At 55.6% G+C, this 20,914-nt stretch carries 16 protein-coding genes; 7 read left to right on the top strand and 9 right to left on the bottom strand.

Annotated features, from left to right (window positions below; translation table 11 throughout):
- Positions 1 to 8: 8 nt before the first annotated feature.
- Together paaB and paaA are read right to left on the bottom strand one after the other, a co-directional pair.
- Complete coding sequence (paaB, locus tag LJA86_RS06015; RefSeq protein WP_229225796.1) at positions 9 to 296, bottom strand: 1,2-phenylacetyl-CoA epoxidase subunit PaaB; 288 nt, start codon at positions 294 to 296, stop codon at positions 9 to 11.
- 12 nt (positions 297 to 308) lie between these two features.
- Positions 309 to 1,238 (bottom strand): 1,2-phenylacetyl-CoA epoxidase subunit PaaA, encoded by a 930-nt coding sequence (gene paaA, locus LJA86_RS06010; RefSeq protein ID WP_229225795.1) that lies wholly within the window; start codon positions 1,236 to 1,238, stop codon positions 309 to 311.
- 284 nt (positions 1,239 to 1,522) lie between these two features.
- Between paaA and paaZ the strand changes: the two genes are divergently transcribed.
- The 3 genes from paaZ to LJA86_RS05995 all read left to right on the top strand — a co-directional run bounded on the left by paaZ (position 1,523) and on the right by LJA86_RS05995 (position 7,266).
- Positions 1,523 to 3,562 carry a phenylacetic acid degradation bifunctional protein PaaZ gene (gene paaZ, locus LJA86_RS06005; RefSeq protein WP_229225794.1) on the top strand — a complete coding sequence of 680 codons (2,040 nt, stop codon included), beginning with the start codon at positions 1,523 to 1,525 and terminating at the stop codon, positions 3,560 to 3,562.
- Between the two features lie 205 nt (positions 3,563 to 3,767).
- Positions 3,768 to 6,041, top strand: a complete 2,274-nt coding sequence (gene tynA / locus LJA86_RS06000; protein ID WP_229225793.1) for a primary-amine oxidase — start codon at positions 3,768 to 3,770, stop codon at positions 6,039 to 6,041.
- A gap of 118 nt (positions 6,042 to 6,159) precedes the next feature.
- The gene (locus tag LJA86_RS05995; protein ID WP_048222985.1) at positions 6,160 to 7,266 is read left to right on the top strand and encodes a diguanylate cyclase; all 1,107 of its coding nucleotides are present in this window, start codon (positions 6,160 to 6,162) and stop codon (positions 7,264 to 7,266) included.
- Between the two features lie 88 nt (positions 7,267 to 7,354).
- Here the strand turns inward: LJA86_RS05995 and LJA86_RS05990 are convergent, their stop codons facing one another.
- Positions 7,355 to 8,854, bottom strand: coding sequence for an aldehyde dehydrogenase family protein (locus tag LJA86_RS05990; RefSeq protein ID WP_229225792.1), 1,500 nt, complete (start codon positions 8,852 to 8,854; stop codon positions 7,355 to 7,357).
- Positions 8,855 to 9,095: 241 nt separating this feature from the next.
- Here LJA86_RS05990 and feaR point away from each other — a divergent pair, with 241 nt between their 5' ends.
- Positions 9,096 to 10,004, top strand: a complete 909-nt coding sequence (gene feaR / locus LJA86_RS05985; protein WP_045910621.1) for a transcriptional regulator FeaR — start codon at positions 9,096 to 9,098, stop codon at positions 10,002 to 10,004.
- Here the strand turns inward: feaR and LJA86_RS05980 are convergent, their stop codons facing one another.
- From LJA86_RS05980 to LJA86_RS05965, 4 genes are all read right to left on the bottom strand, one after another.
- Positions 10,005 to 10,322 carry a YdbL family protein gene (locus LJA86_RS05980; protein WP_229225791.1) on the bottom strand — a complete coding sequence of 106 codons (318 nt, stop codon included), beginning with the start codon at positions 10,320 to 10,322 and terminating at the stop codon, positions 10,005 to 10,007.
- 7 nt (positions 10,323 to 10,329) lie between these two features.
- Positions 10,330 to 10,521 (bottom strand): YnbE family lipoprotein, encoded by a 192-nt coding sequence (locus LJA86_RS05975; protein WP_196364644.1) that lies wholly within the window; start codon positions 10,519 to 10,521, stop codon positions 10,330 to 10,332.
- Entirely contained in the window at positions 10,518 to 13,157 is a 2,640-nt protein-coding gene (locus LJA86_RS05970; protein WP_229225790.1) for a YdbH family protein, read from the bottom strand. The genes LJA86_RS05975 and LJA86_RS05970 overlap by 4 nt, the downstream gene beginning before the upstream one ends.
- 215 nt (positions 13,158 to 13,372) lie before the next feature.
- Positions 13,373 to 13,696, bottom strand: a complete 324-nt coding sequence (locus tag LJA86_RS05965; RefSeq protein WP_045910421.1) for a hypothetical protein — start codon at positions 13,694 to 13,696, stop codon at positions 13,373 to 13,375.
- 326 nt (positions 13,697 to 14,022) lie between these two features.
- Between LJA86_RS05965 and LJA86_RS05960 the strand changes: the two genes are divergently transcribed.
- The gene (locus LJA86_RS05960) at positions 14,023 to 15,012 is read left to right on the top strand and encodes a 2-hydroxyacid dehydrogenase (protein WP_028013015.1); all 990 of its coding nucleotides are present in this window, start codon (positions 14,023 to 14,025) and stop codon (positions 15,010 to 15,012) included.
- Between the two features lie 18 nt (positions 15,013 to 15,030).
- On the opposite strand, the gene LJA86_RS05955 is transcribed toward LJA86_RS05960, so the two are convergent.
- Positions 15,031 to 16,236 (bottom strand): MFS transporter, encoded by a 1,206-nt coding sequence (locus tag LJA86_RS05955; protein WP_229225789.1) that lies wholly within the window; start codon positions 16,234 to 16,236, stop codon positions 15,031 to 15,033.
- A 454-nt stretch (positions 16,237 to 16,690) separates the two neighbouring features.
- Between LJA86_RS05955 and LJA86_RS05950 the strand changes: the two genes are divergently transcribed.
- Entirely contained in the window at positions 16,691 to 17,362 is a 672-nt protein-coding gene (locus LJA86_RS05950; protein WP_044596341.1) for an MgtC family protein, read from the top strand.
- Positions 17,363 to 17,607: 245 nt separating this feature from the next.
- The gene (uspF, locus tag LJA86_RS05945) at positions 17,608 to 18,042 is read left to right on the top strand and encodes a universal stress protein UspF (RefSeq protein WP_023344035.1); all 435 of its coding nucleotides are present in this window, start codon (positions 17,608 to 17,610) and stop codon (positions 18,040 to 18,042) included.
- Positions 18,043 to 18,159: 117 nt separating this feature from the next.
- Here the strand turns inward: uspF and LJA86_RS05940 are convergent, their stop codons facing one another.
- Positions 18,160 to 20,742, bottom strand: coding sequence for a bifunctional diguanylate cyclase/phosphodiesterase (locus LJA86_RS05940; protein WP_420707829.1), 2,583 nt, complete (start codon positions 20,740 to 20,742; stop codon positions 18,160 to 18,162).
- Positions 20,743 to 20,914: the final 172 nt, after the last annotated feature.

Genomic DNA, 20,914 nt, shown 5'->3' with positions numbered 1-20,914 from the left:
TCTTTGCCTCACATGTGCTCGATGCCGTCAGGGATGTTGTAGAACGTCGGGTGGCGGTAAACCTTGCTTTCCGCCGGGTCGAAGAACTCGCCGCGCTCTTCCGGCTGGGAGGCGACAATCTCGCTCGCCTTAACCACCCAGATAGAGCAGCCTTCGCTGCGGCGGGTATAGGCATCACGCGCATTTTCGAGCGCCATGCGATCGTCGGCGGCATGCAGACTGCCCACGTGACGGTGGGATAACCCTTGTTTGCTGCGTACGAACACTTCGTACAGCGGCCAGTAGACATTGCTCATGGTTATTTCCTCTTAAGCGGCCTGACGGGCGCGCTGTTTTTCGGCGTGCGCCAGCGCGGCTTCCCGCACCCACGCGCCCTCTTCCCAGGCTTTACGTTTCGCGGCCAGGCGTTCGTGGTTGCAGATGCCGCGCCCGTTAATGACCTCGTCAAACTCGTGCCAGTCGATCTCGCCGAAGCGATAATGACCGCTCTCTTCATCAAAACGCAGATCGGGATCGGGCACCGTCATGCCCAGCATCTCCACCTGCAGCACCGTGTTGTCGACAAAGCGCTGGCGCAGCTCGTCGTTGCCGAAGCGTTTGATTTTCCACGCCAGGCTGCGGGCGCTGTTCGGCGAGTGGTCGTCGTTCGGCCCGAACATCATCAGCGCCGGCCACCAGAAGCGGTTGATGGCGTCCTGCAGCATCTGGCGCTGGGCTTCACTGCCCTGCGCCAGCGCCATGCAGGCTTCAAAGCCCTGACGCTGATGGAAGCTCTCTTCTTTACAGATTTTCACCATCGCGCGGGCATACGGACCGTAGGAGGTCCGGCACAGCGCCACCTGGTTGACGATGGCCGCGCCGTCCACCAGCCAGCCGATCACGCCGATATCGGCCCAGCTCAGGGTCGGATAGTTGAAGATGGAGGAGTATTTCATCTTGCCGTCGAGCATCTTCTGGTAGATGTCTTCCCGTGCGCAGCCCAGCGTTTCCGCCGCGCTGTAGAGGTAAAGCCCGTGTCCGGCTTCGTCCTGCACCTTCGCCAGCAGGATCGCTTTTCGGCGCAGCGTCGGGGCGCGGGTGATCCAGTTCCCTTCCGGCAGCATGCCGACAATTTCGGAGTGCGCATGCTGACCAATCTGGCGGATCAACGTCTTACGGTAGGCGTCAGGCATCCAGTCCTGAGGCTCAATCGCCGTCTCCTGCGCTATGCGCTGCTCAAACCGTTGTTCTTGCGTCACGTCATCACCTTTATGATTCGTTAGTTTGCAAATTAAAGCGTAATGTTGAATCACTTTGTTTTTTAAAAGTTACACAAAGGTTAAATATAACCCCAAGAATTGTTTCCTGATTATGTGACGTTGCTCGCAAGGCTTTTACTACAGGCGCGCTGAAGAACGTCCTGGCGCGCCGTGTTTCATCAGAGCGGATCACAATGTTAACAATTCATTAAAACTCAGCTTGATTTTTATGATTCATGATCAAACTATTAATGGGTAAATTACGTAACATTTGGAGATAAGCGATGCAGCAGTTAGCCAGCTTCTTATCCGGTACCTGGCAGTCTGGCCGGGGCCGCGAACGCACTATTCATCACGCCATCAGTGGCGAAGCGCTGTGGAGCGTGACAAGCGAAGGGCTGGACATGGCGGCCGCCCGTCGCTATGCGATTGAGCGCGGCGGCGAAGCGCTTCACGAGATGACCTTTATCGAACGCGCGGCCATGCTGAAGGCGGTGGCAAAGCACCTGCTTAGCGAGAAAGAGACGTTTTATGCCCTGTCCGCCCAGGCCGGGGCGACAAAATCAGACAGCTGGGTCGATATCGAAGGCGGGATCGGCACCCTCTTCACTTATGCAAGCCTGGGCAGCCGCGAGCTGCCGGATGACACCGTGTGGCCGGAAGACGAGCTGATCCCGCTGTCAAAAGAAGGCGGCTTTGCCGCGCGTCACGTCCTGACCTCGAAGTCCGGGGTGGCGGTGCACATCAACGCCTTTAACTTCCCCTGCTGGGGAATGCTGGAAAAACTGGCCCCGACCTGGCTTGCCGGCATGCCCGCCATCATCAAACCCGCCACCGCCACCGCACAGGTGACGCAGGCGATGGTGAAATCCATCGTCGACAGCGGGCTGGTGCCGGACGGCGCCATCAGCCTGATCTGCGGCGGCGCGGGGGATCTGCTCGACCAGCTCGACAGTCAGGACGTGGTGACCTTTACCGGCTCCGCCAGCACCGGGCAAAGCCTGCGCGTGCACCCGAATATTGTGGCGAATGCCATTCCGTTCACGATGGAAGCCGACTCCCTTAACTGCTGCGTGCTGGGGGAAGACGTCACGCCGGAGCAGCCGGAATTTGCCCTGTTCATTCGGGAAGTGGTGCGCGAGATGACCGCCAAAGCCGGGCAGAAATGTACGGCCATTCGCCGCATTATCGTCCCGCAGAGCCAGATTGACGCCGTGAGCCAGGCGCTGGTTGCCCGGCTGGAAAAGGTGGTGGTGGGCGACCCGGCGCAGGAAGGGGTAAAGATGGGCGCGCTGGTCAACGCCGAACAGCGTGCGGACGTGCAGGAGAAAGTGGAGCAACTGATCGCCGCAGGCTGCCAGGTCCGACTGGGTGGCAAAGCGGATTTGCAGGCCGCTGGCGCGTTCTACCCGCCGACCCTGCTGTTCTGCCCGCAGCCGGATGAAACTCCGGCAGTGCACTCAACCGAAGCTTTTGGCCCGGTTGCGACGCTGATGCCGTATCGCAACGCGCGCCACGCAATGCAGCTTGCCCGCGCGGGCGGCGGCAGCCTGGCGGGTACGCTGGTCACCGCAGACCTGGACATTGCCCGCCAGTTTATTACCGGTGCGGCGCGCGCCCACGGGCGTATTCAGATCCTCAACGAGGAAGCCTCGAAAGAGTCCACCGGCCACGGTTCCCCGCTGCCCCAGCTGGTGCACGGTGGCCCGGGGCGCGCGGGCGGCGGCGAAGAGCTGGGCGGCCTGCGCGCGGTGAAGCACTACCTGCAGCGCACCGCCATTCAGGGCAGTCCGACCATGCTGGCCGCCATTGGCAAGCAGTGGGTGCGTGGCGCAGCGGTGCAGGAAGATCGCGTGCATCCGTTCCGCAAATACTTTGAGGAGCTGCAGCCGGGCGACAGCCTGCTGACGCCGCGCCGCACCCTGACGGAAGCGGACATCGTGAACTTTGCCTGCCTGAGCGGCGACCACTTCTACGCCCATATGGACAAGATCGGCGCGGCAGAGTCGATCTTTGGCGAGCGCGTAGTGCACGGCTACTTCCTGATTTCCGCCGCAGCAGGGCTGTTTGTTGATGCGGGCGTCGGGCCGGTGATCGCCAACTACGGCATGGAAAACTTGCGCTTTATCGAGCCGGTTAAACCGGGCGATACCATTCAGGTGCGTCTGACCTGCAAGCGTAAAACGCTGAAGAAACAGCGTACCGCCGAGGAAAAACCAACCGGCGTGGTGGAATGGGCGGTTGAGATCTTCAACCAGCACCAGCAGGCCGTGGCGCTTTACTCCATCCTGACGCTGGTGGCGCGCCAGCAGGGGGATTTCTGACACCTTCCCTTCACCGCCGTTCCTGCCGGGTGGCGCGATGCTTACCCGGCCTACGACTACCAGCCGGGGTGTGACATCGCCCCGCTCTTTTTTTAACCTGGCAAGACTGGCAAATAATCTGGCAGATGCAGGCAAACGCTTTTCTCAGGTGCCTGTCAGGATAAGGCTGTCACAACACAATAAACACAACAAGATGAGGTCTACGATGGGAAGCAATTCTTCTTTTTCTGCCCGTAGAACGGCGCTGGCTATGGCCGTTGCGCTGTGTTGCGCCTGGCAATCCCCTGTTTTCGCCCACGGCAGTGAGGCGCATATGGTCCCGATGGACAAAACGCTGCAGGACTTTGGCGCCGACGTTCAGTGGGATGATTACGCACAGATGTTCACCATTGCGAAAGACGGCGCCTTTGTGAAGGTCAAACCGGGCGCGAAAACCGCCATCGTCAACGGGAAAACCCTCAAGCTCGAGGTGCCGGTGGTGATGAAAGGCAAAAAAGCCTTTATCTCTGACAGCTTCATCAACGATGTTTTCCAGTCCGGTCTTGACCAGACTTTCCAGGTTGAAAAACGCCCTCACCCGCTAAACGCGCTGACGGCGGACGAAATTAAGCAAGCCGTTGAGATTGTCAAAGCCTCAGCGGATTTTAAACCGAATATCCGCTTTACCCAGATTGCCCTTGCTGAGCCAGAGAAAGCCAAAGTGTGGGACTTTGTGCTTAACGGTATGGCTGTGGATGCCCCGCGTCAGGCAAAGATTGTGATGCTCGATGGAAAGCACGTTATCGAAAGCCTGGTGGATCTGAAGGATAAAAAAATCCTGCGCTGGGAGCCTGTGAAAGATGCGCACGGCATGGTGCTGCTGGATGATTTCACCGCGGTACAGCAGATCATCAACGACAGCACGGAGTTTGCCGAGGTGCTTAAAAAACACGGCATCACCGACCCGAAAAAAGTGATTACCACGCCGCTGACCGTCGGCTATTTCGACGGTAAAGACGGCCTTAAGCAGGAAGATCGCCTGCTGAAAGTGGTGAGCTATCTGGATGTCGGCGACGGCAACTACTGGGCGCACCCGATTGAAAACCTGGTGGCCGTGGTCGATCTTGAGCAGAAGAAAATCCAGAAGATTGAGGAAGGTGCCGTTGTTCCGGTTCCGATGACGCCGCGCCCCTACGATGGCCGCGACCGTATAGAGACGCCGAAAAAACCGCTCGACATCATTGAGCCGGAAGGCAAGAACTACACCATTACCGGCGATATGGTGCACTGGCAGAACTGGGACTTCCACCTGAGCCTGGACTCCCGCGTCGGCCCGATGATTTCAACCGTCACCTATAACGACAACGGTAAAAAACGCCAGATTATGTATCAGGGGTCGCTAGGCGGCATGATCGTCCCTTACGGCGATCCGGACGTGGGCTGGTACTTTAAAGCCTATCTTGATTCCGGCGACTACGGCATGGGCACCCTGACCTCGCCGCTGGTGCGCGGTAAAGACGTGCCGTCCAACGCGGTGATGCTCAATGAAATCATCCCGGACTACACCGGCGCGCCGATGGAGATCCCGCGCGCAATCGCCATTTTCGAGCGCTACGCCGGCCCGGAATATAAGCATCAGGAGATGGGCCAGCCTAACGTCAGCACCGAGCGCCGCGAACTGGTGGTGCGCTGGGTGAGTACCGTGGGCAATTACGATTACATCTTCGACTGGGTGTTCCATGAAAATGGCACCATCGGCATTGACGCCGGTGCGACGGGTATCGAAGCGGTGAAAGGCGTGCAGGCGAAAACCATGCACGATGCCACCGCCAAAGACGATACAAAATACGGCACGCTGATCGACCACAACATCGTGGGCACCACGCACCAGCACATCTACAACTTCCGTCTTGATATGGACGTGGATGGTATCAACAACAAGCTGGTTGCCATGGATCCGGAAGTGAAGCCGAATACCGCCGGTGGCCCGCGCACCAGCACCATGCAGATCAATCAGTATGATATTGATACGGAGCAGCAGGCAGCGCAGAAGTTCGACCCGGGCACGATTCGCCTGCTGAGCAACACCCGTAAAGAGAACCGCATGGGCAACCCGGTATCGTACCAGATCATCCCTTACGCGGGCGGCACGCACCCGGTGGCAACCGGCGCGAAATTTGCCCCGGACGAGTGGATTTACCATCGCCTGAGCTTTATGGACAAACAGCTGTGGGTGACCCGCTACCACCCGGATGAGCTCTACCCGGAAGGGAAATTCCCTAACCGCTCCGTGCACGACACCGGCCTGGGGCAGTACAGCAAGGATAACGAGTCGCTCAACGATCAGGATGACGTGGTCTGGATGACCACCGGCACCACCCACGTGGCACGTGCGGAAGAGTGGCCGATCATGCCAACGGAATGGGTGCATACCCTGCTTAAACCGTGGAACTTCTTCGACGAGACGCCAACGCTCGGAAAGAAAAAAGACGAAAAATAACCATCCACCGGGCAGTTGCCCGGTTTTTTTTGCCCTGAAGTTTGAGGATCGCCCTGGCTTGCTTATAGTTACTGATATCTCACCTGCATGATTTATCCCCCGGACGGGAAAGGCCTTTATGGAAAAAAGAAAACAACCGACGCTGGAACGGGCAACCTGGTCCACGCGCCATGCCATGGTCATGCATGGGCTGGCGATGAACCTGCCGTGGCTGGCCTTCGTCAACGTCAGTTTCGCGGTGATGATCCTGCTGCGACACATCCTGCTTAAGGCCAGCGATCCCCTTTATCCCCACTCGCCGCAGCTGACGAGAATGGTCGATGCCTCCATGCTCGGCATTATTATTCTCTCTGCTGCGCTGATCCTGATGGCCTGGCGGCGTATCGCCGGAATCAGCGTGGTGTTATTTATCTGTAGCGCCATCTGGTCGGTCTCCTGTTTCTGGTTCATCACGCAATTGCTGCTGCCCCACGTCTGGCCGCTGTGCGTCATTCTGTTACTCGCCGGGTTAACGGCGCTTTATTTTTACCCTGAGGGGCTGCTCGCCTTTGTGCTCCCGCTCTGGATCACCCTGCCGGTCGCAAGCTGGGTACGCAATGATGGCCTAAACCTGCACTTCATCATCATCTGGAGCGTGTTTACGCTGATCCTGGTCTGCGGGCGTTTCATTCTGCTGAGCTGGTTTGACGAAGCCTGGCGACGTAACCAGCAAAATCAGCTGCTGATATCACGGCTGGACGCGCTGGCGCACCAGGACCCGTTAACCAGGACCGCCAATCGCCGGAAAATGGAGGTGGTGCTGGAGAACGCGGTTGAGCAGAAAAAAACCTTCTCGGTGATCATGCTGGATATCGACTACTTCAAGCGCTACAACGATACCTACGGGCACCAGGCAGGCGACGACTGTCTGACCCGCGTGGCGCGCGTGCTAAAGCAGTCGGTGCGCACACCTGATGATGTGGTGTCACGCTACGGGGGTGAGGAGTTCGTGGTCATCCTCTTCAATTGCCCGGCAAACATCGCGGAAAAGGTTGCCCTGCGTATTCAGGACGGCCTGCGTACGGAAGCCATACCGCACGACGCCTCCACGGTCAGCGACCATGTCACCGTAAGCATGGGGATTGCGAGCATGGCGGAGGGGCTGGCCGGCACCGAGATCATCGCCCGCGCCGATGCGGCGCTTTATCGTGCGAAAGAGGCCGGACGGGATCGGTGGTCGCTCTAAATAAAAGCCGGGTGACGCTGCGCTTACCCGGCCTACGGTTCGAGTCGTTGTAGGCCGGGTAAGGCGTAGCCGCCACCCGGCTTGCTTTTTAATACCGTACGCAAACCGACTTGGTTTCACACCAGCCGTCCAGCCAGTCCGGACCAAAGTCGCGCCCTGTCCCGGACTGCTTCATGCCGCCGAACGGCAGGTTGGCGTCGATCAGCGTATGGCTGTTGACCCAGACGGTGCCCGCCTGCAGGCGGTCGGTATATTCCAGCGCCTTGCTGATATTCTGCGTCCAGACGCTCGCCGTCAGGCCATAGTCGCTGTCGTTTGCCAGCTGAAGCGCCTCTTCCCCGTCGGCGACGCGCACCACGTTGACCACCGGGCCAAACACCTCTTCGCGGGTCAGGCGCAGCGAGGCATCCGGGTTCACCACCAGCGTAGGCGAAACGTAATAGCCTTTGCCTTCCGGCCCACGGTTACCGACAATCAGCTCCGCGTTGCGCGACTTCGCCTCATCGAGGAAGCTCTGCACCTTGTCACAGTGCGCACGCGACACCAGCGGGTTGATAAACGCCTCTGGCGACATGCCCGGCCCGACGCTGAGGGATTTCACCGCCTGTTCAAACCCGCTGACCAGCGTGTCGAACAGCGGCGCTTCAATATAGATACGCGAGCTCGCCGCGCACACCTGCCCCTGGTTCAGGAAGCTGCCGGTCATCAGGCCTTCGATTACCCACGCCGGGTCCGCATCCTTGAGCACAATTGCCGGGTTTTTCCCGCCAAGCTCCAGGGTCACGCCGGTGAGCGTGTCCGCCGCCGCGCGGGCGATTTGCTTACCCGTCGCCGTTGAGCCAGTGAAGCTCACCTTTGCAATATGCGGATGCGAGGTCAGCGCTGCGCCACACACCGCGCCGCTGCCGGTCACCACGTTGAACACCCCGTCCGGGATGCCCGCTTCACTGGCCAGTTCCGCCACGCGCAGCATGGTCAGCGGCGTGGTTTCAGACGGCTTGATGACAATAGAACAGCCCGCGGCCAGCGCTGGCATCACTTTCCACATCCCGATCATCAGCGGGAAGTTCCAGGGCACAATCCCGGCCACCACGCCAAGCGGCTCTTTACGCGTCCACGCCTGATAGCGGGCGCCCTGCGGTAGCGGGATGGAGAGGTCGAGGGTCTTACCCGTAATTTTGGTGGTCAGCCCGGCGGTATAGCGCATCCAGTTCAGGGTGCAGCTGACTTCAAACATACGGGAGATGTTGATGGATTTGCCCTGCTCCAGCGTTTCAAGCTGGGCCAGCTCCTCACTGTGCTGTTCCACCAGATCGGCGAAATGGAGCAGGATCCGCTCGCGCTCCGCCGGGAGTTTTCCGGCCCAGGTTCGGGCCACAAAGGCGCGCCAGCCGGACATGACGGCACGATCAACGTCGTCGACGCTGGCGTCGGCAGTCGAGGCGATGACCTCGCCCGTGGCCGGGTTGTAGACATTCAGCCGCTTTTCACTGTCCGATGCGGCCTGACGCCCTTCAATCCACAGGCCATGCTGTCGGTCTAAAAATTGCTGCACGGCAGGCTGAATAGCTACCAGTGATTCAGACATAGGATACTCCTTCGTTATTCTTTGCAGGGTGTTCATCCAGTCTAAGTGGGGTTTTGCATTCTCGCTTTTGTCTCTGTGACATTCGCTTTGCCACCTGTGACAGGCTCCGCAAATCACGATAATTGCCGCTTATATCGCTGTTACCGGTGAGTGTTCTTTCCTATAGTCAGCCTCATAGCTCTGACAAAATGCAACACAAATGCAACAATGCGAAAACGTTGACGGTGCAGTGAGAGAAACGATGGCGTGTGCAAGCGAGCAGGAACAGTATCAGCAGTGGCTGGCGCAAATTAACCAGGTTTGCGGGCGTTTTAACGCGCAGCCCACCGAGGGAAAATTCTACGGCGAGCTGGAGACCAGCTATGCGCGCAGCCTGAAGCTCAGTACCGTCACCGCTGGCGGCGTCAACCTGTTCCGCTCCCGTCAGGAGATCAAACAGAGTAACGATGCCTGGTTCTATACCGTGTTCCAGCTCGAAGGGAGTGCGGAAATTGAGCAGGATGACCGTCGCGCGGTACTCAGAACCGGTGATATTACGCTGATTGATGCCTCACGCCCCTGCTCGATCAACTGGCAGGAAAAATCCCGCCAGATTTCGCTCCTGGTTCCCCGTCAGATTATTGAGCAGCAGTGCCGCTTTCAGGAGATAAGCTGCGCCACCGCCCTTTCCCGCACGCTGCCCACGGTACAGCTGAGCCATCGCCTGTTGATGGAGAGTATGAGCAATACCAGCCTGAGTGACCGGGAGAGCGAAGCGGCGCTCGAAGCGATGATCTGCCTGCTGCGCCCCGCTTTCCAGCAGCGCGAAATCATTCAGCCGCGTAAGGAACGCCAGTTCCAGCATGTGGTGGCGCTGATTGACGACCACATTCAGTCTGAATCGCTGCGCCCGGAATGGATTGCCGCCGAGAGCGGTATGTCCGTGCGCAGCCTTTACCGCATGTTTGCCGAGAAGGGTCTGGTGGTGGCGCAGTACATTAAAAACCGCCGCCTGGATCGCTGCGCGGAGGTGCTGCGCGCTGCCGGTGATGACGAAAAGCTGGCGGGCATTGGCTACAGCTGGGGGTTCACCGACCATAGCCATTTTTCAACGGCGTTTAAGCAGCGCTTTGGCGTTTCGCCGGGTGAATACCGCAAGCGCTACCGCTAGCTATTTTTTGAGCCACTTTCCGTTAATGCCCTTCACGTACTCGCCCGGCTGCGCGCGGGCAATCAGTTTCTGCCCTGCCATTTTGGCCACTTCATCGACCGGCAAATTATTGCTGTCAGCCAGCTTCTGGTAGCTTTCCGTGCGTGCCGCGTTGATGCGATTAACCAGCGCCAGCGTTTCGGCGTCCTGTTGAATCGGGGCGAGATAACCGCTGAGGGTTTCTCCCACGCGCCCCTGCGCCCGGGCGTCATTTAGGGTCAGCGTAGCCGCCTGCACGTTCATCCCCAGCGCCAGTAAAATCAGAGCTACTCGTTTCATGGCGTCCTCAGAACAGATCGCTGCGCGATTTCAGCAAAGTTTCAACGTCTTTATCGACCTTAATGTGGATCTCATGTTCGATTTTGACATTCATATTGATGGTAATCGGCTCCTTTGGCGCAGCGACTTCAATGCGCGGCGTACAGCCGGACAGTAGCACGGCAACGGCAACGGTGAGCGCACCAGCCATCTTTTTCATTGTTGTTCCTCACTTTCCTTGCCAGTCGAACTGCGGAGACCGGGTATCGCCGCGTGTTGCTCAAACCAGGTTTGCAGATTGTCTCCAAAACGCAGGCTGCGCCAGAGGGTAAAGACATTCTCGTCATGGGTATAGTTCAGGTTGACGGAGCTGCTCTTGCCATCGACCCGGCTGGTCCCCTTGATGGTCGCCTGCATGGTTAATTCACCCAGGTTATCTAAATTGATTCTCGTCCACGAACGCGAAATTTCCATATAGCGGAGCCAGTTAATCGCGGCGCCCGCGACCATATTGTCTTTGACGATGGCGTCGGCCGTATCTTTGTCGATGCGCAACGTCATTGGGCCCGGGTTGGTCAGCCAGCCATCCTTAATGATCCATTTTTCGTTGTCCAGCCAGAACGGCAGCGCCCCGCTGACCGGCCCCGACATGGCAAACTGTTTTGGATTGACGGCGCTAATCAGCTCGCTCGATGAGATATTGTCCACGCGCAGCAGGGCCGGATCGTGCTGCGGCATCCGCAGCTGCTGCATGGTGATCTTCCCGCCGAGGGTTTCCACCTTCACGTTGGTGAGCAGCAGCGGATTGTCCTCCGTCCAGGGATAATCGCCCTGTAAATCCGCGGTAATGTTGCGCGCGGTCACCAGGTTTACCACTTCGCCAATGCGCAACGTGACCGGTCCGCGCGTGCCCAGAGACCAGGTTCCCTCGCTGAAGCGGAACGGCAGCACAAAGTCGACGCCGTTAATCTGGTTGTCCGGCATCCAGGCGCTGCCGGATTTCAGTACCCCGTGCCCACCCGCTTCAAAGCCCTGATCGGCCGCCGCCGAGAAGGCGACCTGCGCATAAAGCTCACCGTCGCGCAGCGTCATTTTCCAGTCCGGCGGGATAAGCGGCTGGAATACGGTGAGGGACTGTTTCGGCCACCAGGCCTGCCCGCGCAGGCGCACGCCATCCCACCTTCCGTTGACCTGTACCGGGCCGATGTTGTCCGCATGGAGGTCGCCCTTAAACTGAAAAATTGTCGGGTCGGTGCCGTCGACGCTGAAGGTCAGGATCGATGGCGGCAACACGCTGCCGCCGGAGAAGCGCGTTTGCCCGGCATTCAGCGACAGCGCACCGCTGAAGGCCGGTTTTTCGGCATCGCGCAACCAGCGTACAGGCTGATCCAGCACCAGACGCGGCTTGCTGACCTCCATCGTGCCGTACTGAAGCTTGTCAAAACCGGTGGAGAGCGCCGTCAGCTCAATAAGGTTGTCGCGCCACTCGCCTTTCCCGGCGACATCCCAGCGGGCATGCATCGGCGTAAAACCGCCTTTCCCCCAGTATCGCCACTGCCACAGGCCGTTATCGGGTAAAAAGTCGTTGGCCTGACCGTCCAGGTGGAGTTCAAAATCGCCCATCTCGTTTTCATGGGCGCGTAAAATCGCCTGTAAACGACCGTCCACGCCCTTCTGGGTGAGCTTTACGCCCGCCAGTGGCCAGCGGATTTCATCGATATCGAGTGAGTTAATGATGCGTCCGCGCGAGCGGAGCAGCGCGCCCGGCTCAAAGGCCAGCTGCGGTTCATACAGGCTGCCGGTCAGTGTTGCGGGTAATTTGGCATAAAGAATGAGATCGTTTTGCTTCGCCTCGCCGCTCAGATGCAGCGGCATGTCGCTGTTTTCCATGCTGAGCCTGCCGGGCCCGATATTCAGTACCGCGTTGCCTTTCCCCGCATCGCCTTGCGTCAACACGTTCAGTCGTCCGGTCAGCGTGGCTTTCTCCAGCCCCTGCTGCCAGTTGTCGGCGCGAAGGGACACCCGCCCGCTCAGCGGCATACCCGAGAGATCCCAGTTCCAGCGTCCGTCGCTGATGTTGAGCTGTTCCGCCGTGATCTGCCACGGCAGGTCGAGAAGCGGATCGGGGTTGTCTCTCGCCATCACCACCAGCTGTCCCTGATTGTCTTCCCAGTCGAGATCGGCATCGACCAGAGACGTTAACTGTGGCACGTTAAAGGTCGCCACCGCGTGGCCTTTCACCGGCACGCCGTCCGGCACCAGCGGCAGGGTAAACTCGCCCACCAGCTTAACAGGCTGCGGCTGGTCAGGGAGCTGAACATCGAACTGGCTGACCGATAGCGTCTGACCGCGAAGCGTGCCTTTAATGCTGACCTGCTCGCCTTTATAGGCGATCTCCTGGCTGGACGGAGTCAGGGACGCGTGAAGCTCACCCTGCCACTGCTGCCAGGGCGACAGCGTCAGGCGGTGAACCGTAAGCCAGGTATTGGGCAATACCGCCTGCCATTCCGCCAGCGTTTTCGGGGCGACCGTTGAAGGCGCTGACTGGGGAATTTTGCTCAGGCAGACGGAGTTAAGATCCAGCGCGCCGATATCCAGCTTCCAGCGGCTGGGATGTGACAGCGTCACGTTATCGATGCGGGCAATTTCGCAGTCTTCCACCAGATAGCGAAGGTCGGGGATCACCAGCGCGTGGCGAGTCAGTTTCGGGCTCTCTTCGAAAGCGATGCGCGTCCCGACGGGAAGCCAGATCCCAGCGAGCGTCGGCACCCACTGGGCGAGCGTCATCAGCAGCGTCAGCGGCAACAGTATGAACAGCAGTAATAGCGCAAGAGCGGCTTTGTATTTACCCTTCATGGGCAGTTAATATCCTGATTTAGCGAAAGAATTAAGCCGGCAGTGCCGATCATTGTCGCATGTTTAGCGGTTGAGTTGAAGTTAACGCCAAGATTAAGGATAGATGCTGTAAATAGTATGAGGTAACTTTTTTGCTATGCGTAACCTGAAGAACACAATTTAGATTCAGTGGGTTACGCATAATTTCAGGCGAAGAAGCCGGAATAACTGCGTAATTAATACCTGTTCCTGGGCATTGCCAGCAGGTAAAGCATTGCGAATATCAATGACCCCCAGTACACCGAGTCGTACCGCCAGGGATCAAAATCGATATGTAAAAAACCGCGAACAAAATCATAGCCGTTGGCAAAAACGTTAATCTGGATGGCTGCAATGGCTATCACAAACAGCGTATAGCCAATGAACAGTGGGTATTTTCGTAGCCGGTTAATCTTCTGTTTCCCGATATATAACAAGAAAAAAACTACTATAGATACAATGAAATAGTACAAAGCGGGCAGCATTGACGGAGATAAGGACAACCCCAGTTGTTGCGACATGCATCATTCTCCCTCTTTATCAGAAACTCACCCGGTTCCTGATATCGTCCCATCACATCCAGAAGGATTGCAGTTTTCACACCCTCTTGCCATTCTTTAACGTAATTAAGACAGGCTTTTTTCGCATCCTCAACCCACTGCATTTTTCTCTACACGCCCTGACCCGGTTCACGCCAAAGATTCCTCGTAGCAAGAATATCATGGAGTTAGGGTGGACATATGCTCTAGAATAATTGATAGAACTTATTGATTTAAATAATATTTTAGAAATTGTAAGATAATTTTAATCATGCTAACGTGAATGCAAAATCACTGGAGAAAGTCTTATGAAACTCGCGGTATACAGCACAAAGCAGTACGACAAAAAGTATCTGCAACATGTTAACGAGGCTTACGGGTTTGAGCTTGAATTTTTCGACTTTCTGCTGTCCGAAAAAACCGCTAAAACGGCGCACGGCTGTGAAGGCGTCTGCATTTTCGTAAACGATGATGGCAGTCGTCCGGTGCTGGAAGAGTTGAAAAAACAGGGGGTGAAGTACATCGCCCTGCGCTGCGCGGGCTTTAACAACGTGGATCTCGACGCGGCAAAAGAGCTGGGTCTGAAGGTGGTGCGCGTTCCGGCGTACTCCCCGGAAGCGGTGGCGGAACATGCGATTGGCATGATGATGTCGCTCAACCGTCGTATTCACCGTGCTTATCAGCGCACCCGTGACGCCAACTTCTCGCTGGAAGGGCTGACCGGCTTTACCATGTACGGCAAAACCGCTGGCGTGATCGGGACCGGTAAAATTGGCGTGGCTGCCCTGCGCATCCTGAAAGGCTTCGGCATGCGTCTGCTGGCATTCGATCCGTACCCAAGCGCCGCAGCGCTGGATCTGGGCGTGGAGTACGTCGACCTGCCAACGCTGTTCTCGCAGTCCGACGTGATCTCCCTGCACTGCCCGCTGACGCCGGAAAACTACCACCTCCTTAACCAGGCGGCGTTTGACCAGATGAAAGATGGCGTGATGATCATCAACACCAGCCGCGGCGGGCTGGTTGACTCCCAGGCCGCTATCGAAGCGCTGAAGACCCAGAAAATTGGCGCGCTGGGGATGGACGTCTACGAGAACGAACGCGACCTGTTCTTTGAAGACAAGTCTAATGATGTCATCCAGGACGACGTGTTCCGTCGCCTCTCTGCCTGCCATAACGTGCTGTTTACCGGACATCAGGCGTTTCTGACTGCCGAAGCGCTGATCAGCATTTCGGAAACCACGCTGGGCAACCTTCAGCAGTTAGAAAAGGGTGAACCGTGCCCTAACGAGCTGGCTTAAGTGCTACGCCGGGTGGGGTTAAGCCTCACCCGGCGCGTTTGTTTCCCAGCTCCGGTGCGCAACGCGCCACCAGAGCAGGACGGCGGCCAGGGCAATGGCGCTCAGGACACTGAATGCCGTCGCAAACGAGTAATGACCGGCGATCGTCCCGGTTAACGCCGGGCTCATGGATGCCCCTACTCCCTGCATCAACATCACCACACTCTGCCCGGCATTGACGTGCCCGCTTCCACGCAGCAGCACCACAATAAACGACGGTACGACGACTCCCAGGATCCCGGCGGCCAGGCCATCGAGAATTTGTACCGGGATCATCATTAACGGCGCGTCCGTGGATGCCGCCAGAGCCGCGCGCACCGGCATAACCAGCAGCGCCAGCATAATCAAGCGCCAGTAGCCATAGTGTTCGATCCGGCGTGAGGCCCAGATGGCGACGGGGATCATCACGGCCTGAGAGATGATGACGGTACCGGCCGCATACAAACCGGGGTTGATCGCGGCAGGTGCCGCAGCAACCCTCATGCTCAGCATCGGCAGCAGCGCGGCGTTCGCCAGGTGGAACAGCAGCAGCGTCAGTCCGGTCACAAACAGCGCCCGGTTTTTTATTAGCACGGCAAAACCGGGGACCGGCAGGCTCGCTGAAGAGGACAGCCCGCGCGCCGCGTCGTTATCGATATCGCTGTTGCGAATGGCAAGCAGCGCACACAGCGTTAGCAGCGTGGTGCTGGTCATCAGCAGGAAAATCCCGCCCACGCCCCAGTACCACGCAATGCCGCCCGCAATGAGCGCGGTGACAAAGTTGCCGCCGTGATTGAACGCTTCGTTTCTACCCATTTGCGCGCTGAACCCGCCCTGCCCGGTCAACCCCAGCGTAATCCCGGCGATTAACGGCCCGACAAAGGCCGCACAGATACCGGTGACGACTTGCGAAACGGCGACAACGCTGCTCTGCTGGCTAAACCAGAGCAGAAGCGTGCTGAGCGTGATCAGAATGCACAGCAGCGCGAGCACAGCGCGCTTGTTGCGGGAGGTGTCGGTGATGAATCCCGCCGGCAGCGTGGCCAGTAACCCCGCCAGCCCGCCGGCCGTCATCAGGATGCCGATATCATCAGGGGTCCAGCGGCGTTCGGTCAGGAAAATACCGAGGAAAGGCCCCAGACCATCACGAACATCAGCAATGAAAAAACTTGTCAGGCATAACGCCCGCAGCGAACGAAGAGACATACTTCCTGCCTTGCCTGTTATTGCCTGAAATAAGCAAAATGCAGTATACCGGGTATTTTTGAAAATCAGATGACGTCTGAAAAATATTCCCTGCAAACTTAAACAATACATCAAGGGCGCTGTTTTTTTACTTTACTCATTATTGCGCATGCTTATACTGGCAAAAAATTTCACAGGAGTCCTTCGTTGGAAAGCCATTTTATCGTCGATACGAAGGTAAGCTGACGCGATTTTCTCGCTGCTTACCTTAACGGTGGGCAGCAATCCTCTTGACGTGATTGCATCCCAATACATTAAGAACGACCAAATTTGTGGGGCATCGCGATGTTCATGTTTCATCATTCACTCTTTCCGCCGCCCTCGCGCTGACATGCTTTGCGTTTTAACGGCGTCATACTCTGCTTTGTGAAGCGCTGACGCTTATCGTGTAACCATGTTAACAGGCGACAGGCTGATGTTCCCTTATATCTCTCATCTGCTCGCAGCGATGCTGCTGGGCGCAATTATTGGCGCGGAAAGACAGTGGCGCCAGCGTATGGCCGGGCTTCGCACCAATGCTCTGGTTGCAACGGGTGCGGCCGTGTTTATTTTAAGTTCCCTCTCGACGTCACCCGATAGCCCGGGGCGTATTGCAGCGCAGATTGTCTCCGGAATAGGCTTTCTTGGCGCTGGCGTTATTATGCGTGAGGGAATGAATATTCGCGGTCTTAATACCGCCGCGACGCTGTGGTGTTCGGCCGGAATTGGCGTGCTATGTGGATTAGGTCAATTCTGGAATGCCGGTATGGCCAGCGTGATTATTCTGTGCGCCAACATCCTGCTTCGCGAAGCTGCGCAGCGGATTAATCAACTGCCCGCGCTCCATGAAGGCGAAAAATGCTATGTCCTGAAAATCACCTGTGATGACGAGCATGAAGATGCGGTGCGGCAGAGTGTGGTCAACATGGCGAAAGAGTTGACGTTGAGTCTGAAAGCCATTTATTGCGATACGGCGCAAGCAGAAGGAAAAACTGAAATACGGGCCGAGGTAATGACCCGTGAGGAATACCGGAAATTACTCGAGCTAATTATGGATAATATTGGCGGGAATAAAATTATGGCTTCCGTAAGCTGCCACGCAATATGAATACGATACCGGGCATTGCGCCCGGTTGAGGCTTTGCCGTTTTGCAGAAAACGGACCGTGACGCGAAGAGATTCATCCCCGGATGTCCCTGTTCGTTGTCACGCCACGTTGGCAAGATCACGGACAGGTTCGACTGTACGCCTATCACATAACCGAAATTTGTCCCCGTTATGACACCCTGCTCTCTGTTTTGCTGAAATTAACGATCTACCTTGAGTTGTGTGAAAAACACTCAGGAGGGACACATGTACAACTCAATTTTGGTTCCCATTGACATTTCCGAGGATAGCCTGACGCACATGGTTATCCCGTTCGTTCAGGCACACACCGCACTTAACACGGCCAAGGTCCACTTTCTTACTGTCATTCCATCGCTTCCCTATTATTCATCGTTAGGTTTGGCCTACTCCGTGGAAATGCCGAAGATGAAAGAATTCCAGCACGCTGCTTTAGCGAAACTGGATGAGATTGTTAAGCAATTCAAAATTCCTGCAGATAAGATACAGACTCACGCCGTGACGGGATCGCCTAAGGATCAAATCCTTAAGCTCGCTGACACAATCGACGCCGACCTGATCATCATTGCCTCTCATAAGCCGGACATCTCGACCTATCTGTTGGGTTCGAACGCTGCGGCAGTGGTGCGGCATGCGAAATGCCCTGTGCTGGTCGTTAGATAGAACGCGCTTGCGCCTCTGTATACGGTCAGATAGCAGATGACAAAAAACCGGGCGAGAAGCCCGGTTTTTCATTTTCGCTTCCCGGCGTAAAGCGTGTGAAGCTGATGGAAGCACACTTTAAAGATCTATTCTGTTTGCGTTTAAATTTAATTCCGTAATGGCGGCCGGTTTTCCAAGCAAGTAGCCCTGAACTTCATCACATCTATTTTTTTTAAGAAAAGAGAGCTGTTCGGTGGTCTCCACCCCTTCTGCAGTGACCGCCATTGAATAGGCCTTACCCAGATCGATAATTTTTTCTACGACTGATTGGTTCTGCGGCGAATCGGCCAGGGTAAAAATAAAACTCTTGTCGAGCTTGAGTCCATCAAACTGAAACTTCCGGAGATAGCTCAGAGAGGCATAGCCGGTACCGAAATCGTCAATCAAAATACGGACGCCCATTTTTTTGAGAGCCTTCATGGTATGCAAGGTCTTTTCAGGATCGGAAAGCGTGACATTTTCCGTCACTTCTATTTCCAGTCGGTCAGGTTCTAGCCCTGTTTCGTGCAGGATCTCTTTTATCCTTTCAGCAAGATCGCTTGCCTGGAATTCGATAGCGGAAATATTTACGGATACCGATAGCCCCGGCAATTTATCTTTCGTCTCAGCACACGCTTTGCGTATGACCCAGTTGCTGAGGTTAATAATCAGACCTGTTTCTTCAGCCAGCGGGATGAACTGATCGGGCATCATCGTCCCCCGGTGCGGGTGCTGCCAACGTACCAGCGCTTCGACGGCCTCTATCTTAGAATATCGGAGGTTATAACGGGGCTGGTACACCAGATAGAGTTGTTCTTCGCGAATCGCGGTTTTCAGTTCGAGTTCCAGTTTTCTCCGTTCAGTTAACTTTTCCGACATATCCGGGCGATAATAGACCCATCGGTTTCTGCCGGATTGCTTAGCCTGGTAAAGCGCAATATCGGCATAGCGTAAAAGATCGTTTGCGCTGCTGCTATCCAGGGGAGCCAGCGCAATCCCCATGCTTACGCCTATTGCGACATCATTACCCTCAATGGAGAAAGGACGGTTGAGTTCCTGTACGATGCGGTGACACACCTCATCAATCTGGTCTTTTTGGCTGGTATTGCCGAGAAGAAGCATAAACTCATCCCCTCCCTGCCGTGCGACAAAATCACCTCGACGAACGCAATTTTTAAGACGTAGAGCGACCTCGCCAAGCAGCGCATCCCCCGTGGAGTGCCCAAAAATATCATTGACGGGTTTAAACTTGTCTAAATCGAGGCAAATCATGGCAAAGGGATAATGGTTAAGGTCTTCTTTAGCCAACTGGCCTGCCAGAAATTCCTTAATATGATAGCGGTTCGGCAGACCGGTTAATTCATCATGACGTGACAGGAACTCCACCCGTTTAGTTGCTTCAACTTCCAGAGAAACGTCGGTTGCCGCGCCTCGCAAGACCACCGTTCCATCAGGCTGAGCAGAAAGCTTTGCCAGAAGCGTGCAATAGGCCGTAGATTGTTGCGCATGAATATAAGGACAGCTCTTAAATTCAAAGCGTTCAGTTAATTCCCTGAACCTCACACAGTCTTGTAATAATCCGGTTGTAGAAGGAAAGAGCTCATCCAGCCTGCGGCCTATCCATTTGCTATTTTCATATCCCGTTACTGTAGAAAAACGGCCTGAAAGCCAGGTTATCTTTAACGATAAATCTGTTTCCCAGAACCAGTCGCTGGTTGTTTCACTGACGTCCCGGAATCGTTTTTCACTGGTGATAAGATTCAACCGCGCCTGCTCGAGGAGAAAGGTATTTTCGTCAAGCATTCTCGCCTTCTGCATAATATGGCGCATGAGAATAACCGTCATCGATACCGTCAGAATAACTGAAAGAATGAGTAATGGTAAAAAATAAATAATCAACGCCTGGCCGGGATTTTCACCGTCCCAGATAATTTGCACATCACCATTCTGGGTGCTTAAGGTAAATTCTGTTTGATTGTTTATTTGAGAAGTGACTGCAACAGGTGACGTACGAACATTTTTAATACCGGCATCCTGCCCAATCGCGAGGAGTTTTTTAGCCGTTAACTTGTCTACAAACACCATTACCGACGGTTTCCCCGGCAAGGGTTGCACGCTCGCGTCATCGCCCGTTGTTATCCATTCAGCAGAAACAATGGCTGGAACGGAATCGATAAGCGTGAGTATAGAAACCGGCAATCCATTGTTAACGCTCACCTCACGGAGTAATCGCTCCTTGGTTGATTTATCTAACCAGCGCCCGAGATCCTGAAGCTTCCGTTTCCCGTCAAGCACGCTGTATCGCGTGGTTCCTTCCGGGGAGAGAATAAACACCCCTTCGTAGCCAAAGTTGTCATACAGGGACTTACCCAGGTTCTGCTTATCCCATGCCCAGTGAACGTCAGTGTTCAAATGAAGATGTTTGTAGGCATCTCCCCATTCAGCATTATCTTTCAAGTGACTTCGCATGCTTTCCTGGCGGGAATCTAGGGCTTTCCTTAACAAAAATTCATCGTGCTTATCGCTGATTTTATTAACATTATTTTTTATTAATAGCAGGGAAATTATTGCCGCAATGAAAATACTTATCAACAATGTCACTATATAGGTAAAGGTTTTATTTATCAGCCCCTTAGAAGGCTCGGCATCCGTAAAACCGGGATTGTTCAGAGGTAGGGTCATCATTCGCCTTCTTATACTGCTAATACGCCAATTTTTATGCCACCTTTATTTATCGGCAAAGAATAATAAAAATTTATAGTTAAAACCCTTAAGCTTAAAGAACATTTGATTTTTACAATCCAGATCAAATTATTAGCTCTCTTACAGCCTGAATTCGGTTAAATACATCTCC

Origin of the sequence: Enterobacter sp. TCD1-1 (assembly GCF_020567405.1) — a bacterium.
Taxonomy (GTDB): Bacteria; Pseudomonadota; Gammaproteobacteria; order Enterobacterales; family Enterobacteriaceae; genus Enterobacter; species Enterobacter quasiroggenkampii.
Note: the sequence above shows the minus strand (reverse complement) of the source record. Positions and strands in the feature narration are given on the sequence as shown.

Excerpts from the sequence above, each read along its gene's own strand:
- LJA86_RS05975 (WP_196364644.1), bottom strand. The coding sequence starts at position 10,521 with ATGAAAAAGATGGCTGGTGCGCTCACCGTTGCCGTTGCCGTGCTACTG.
- LJA86_RS05940 (WP_420707829.1), bottom strand. The coding sequence starts at position 20,742 with ATGACCCTACCTCTGAACAATCCCGGTTTTACGGATGCCGAGCCTTCT.
- LJA86_RS05965 (WP_045910421.1), bottom strand. The coding sequence starts at position 13,696 with ATGTCGCAACAACTGGGGTTGTCCTTATCTCCGTCAATGCTGCCCGCT.
- LJA86_RS05995 (WP_048222985.1), top strand. The coding sequence starts at position 6,160 with ATGGAAAAAAGAAAACAACCGACGCTGGAACGGGCAACCTGGTCCACG.
- tynA (WP_229225793.1), top strand. The coding sequence starts at position 3,768 with ATGGGAAGCAATTCTTCTTTTTCTGCCCGTAGAACGGCGCTGGCTATG.
- LJA86_RS05955 (WP_229225789.1), bottom strand. The coding sequence starts at position 16,236 with ATGTCTCTTCGTTCGCTGCGGGCGTTATGCCTGACAAGTTTTTTCATT.
- LJA86_RS05980 (WP_229225791.1), bottom strand. The coding sequence starts at position 10,322 with ATGAAACGAGTAGCTCTGATTTTACTGGCGCTGGGGATGAACGTGCAG.
- LJA86_RS05970 (WP_229225790.1), bottom strand. The coding sequence starts at position 13,157 with ATGAAGGGTAAATACAAAGCCGCTCTTGCGCTATTACTGCTGTTCATA.
- uspF (WP_023344035.1), top strand. The coding sequence starts at position 17,608 with ATGTACAACTCAATTTTGGTTCCCATTGACATTTCCGAGGATAGCCTG.
- paaZ (WP_229225794.1), top strand. The coding sequence starts at position 1,523 with ATGCAGCAGTTAGCCAGCTTCTTATCCGGTACCTGGCAGTCTGGCCGG.
- feaR (WP_045910621.1), top strand. The coding sequence starts at position 9,096 with ATGGCGTGTGCAAGCGAGCAGGAACAGTATCAGCAGTGGCTGGCGCAA.
- LJA86_RS05990 (WP_229225792.1), bottom strand. The coding sequence starts at position 8,854 with ATGTCTGAATCACTGGTAGCTATTCAGCCTGCCGTGCAGCAATTTTTA.
- paaB (WP_229225796.1), bottom strand. The coding sequence starts at position 296 with ATGAGCAATGTCTACTGGCCGCTGTACGAAGTGTTCGTACGCAGCAAA.
- LJA86_RS05960 (WP_028013015.1), top strand. The coding sequence starts at position 14,023 with ATGAAACTCGCGGTATACAGCACAAAGCAGTACGACAAAAAGTATCTG.
- LJA86_RS05950 (WP_044596341.1), top strand. The coding sequence starts at position 16,691 with ATGTTCCCTTATATCTCTCATCTGCTCGCAGCGATGCTGCTGGGCGCA.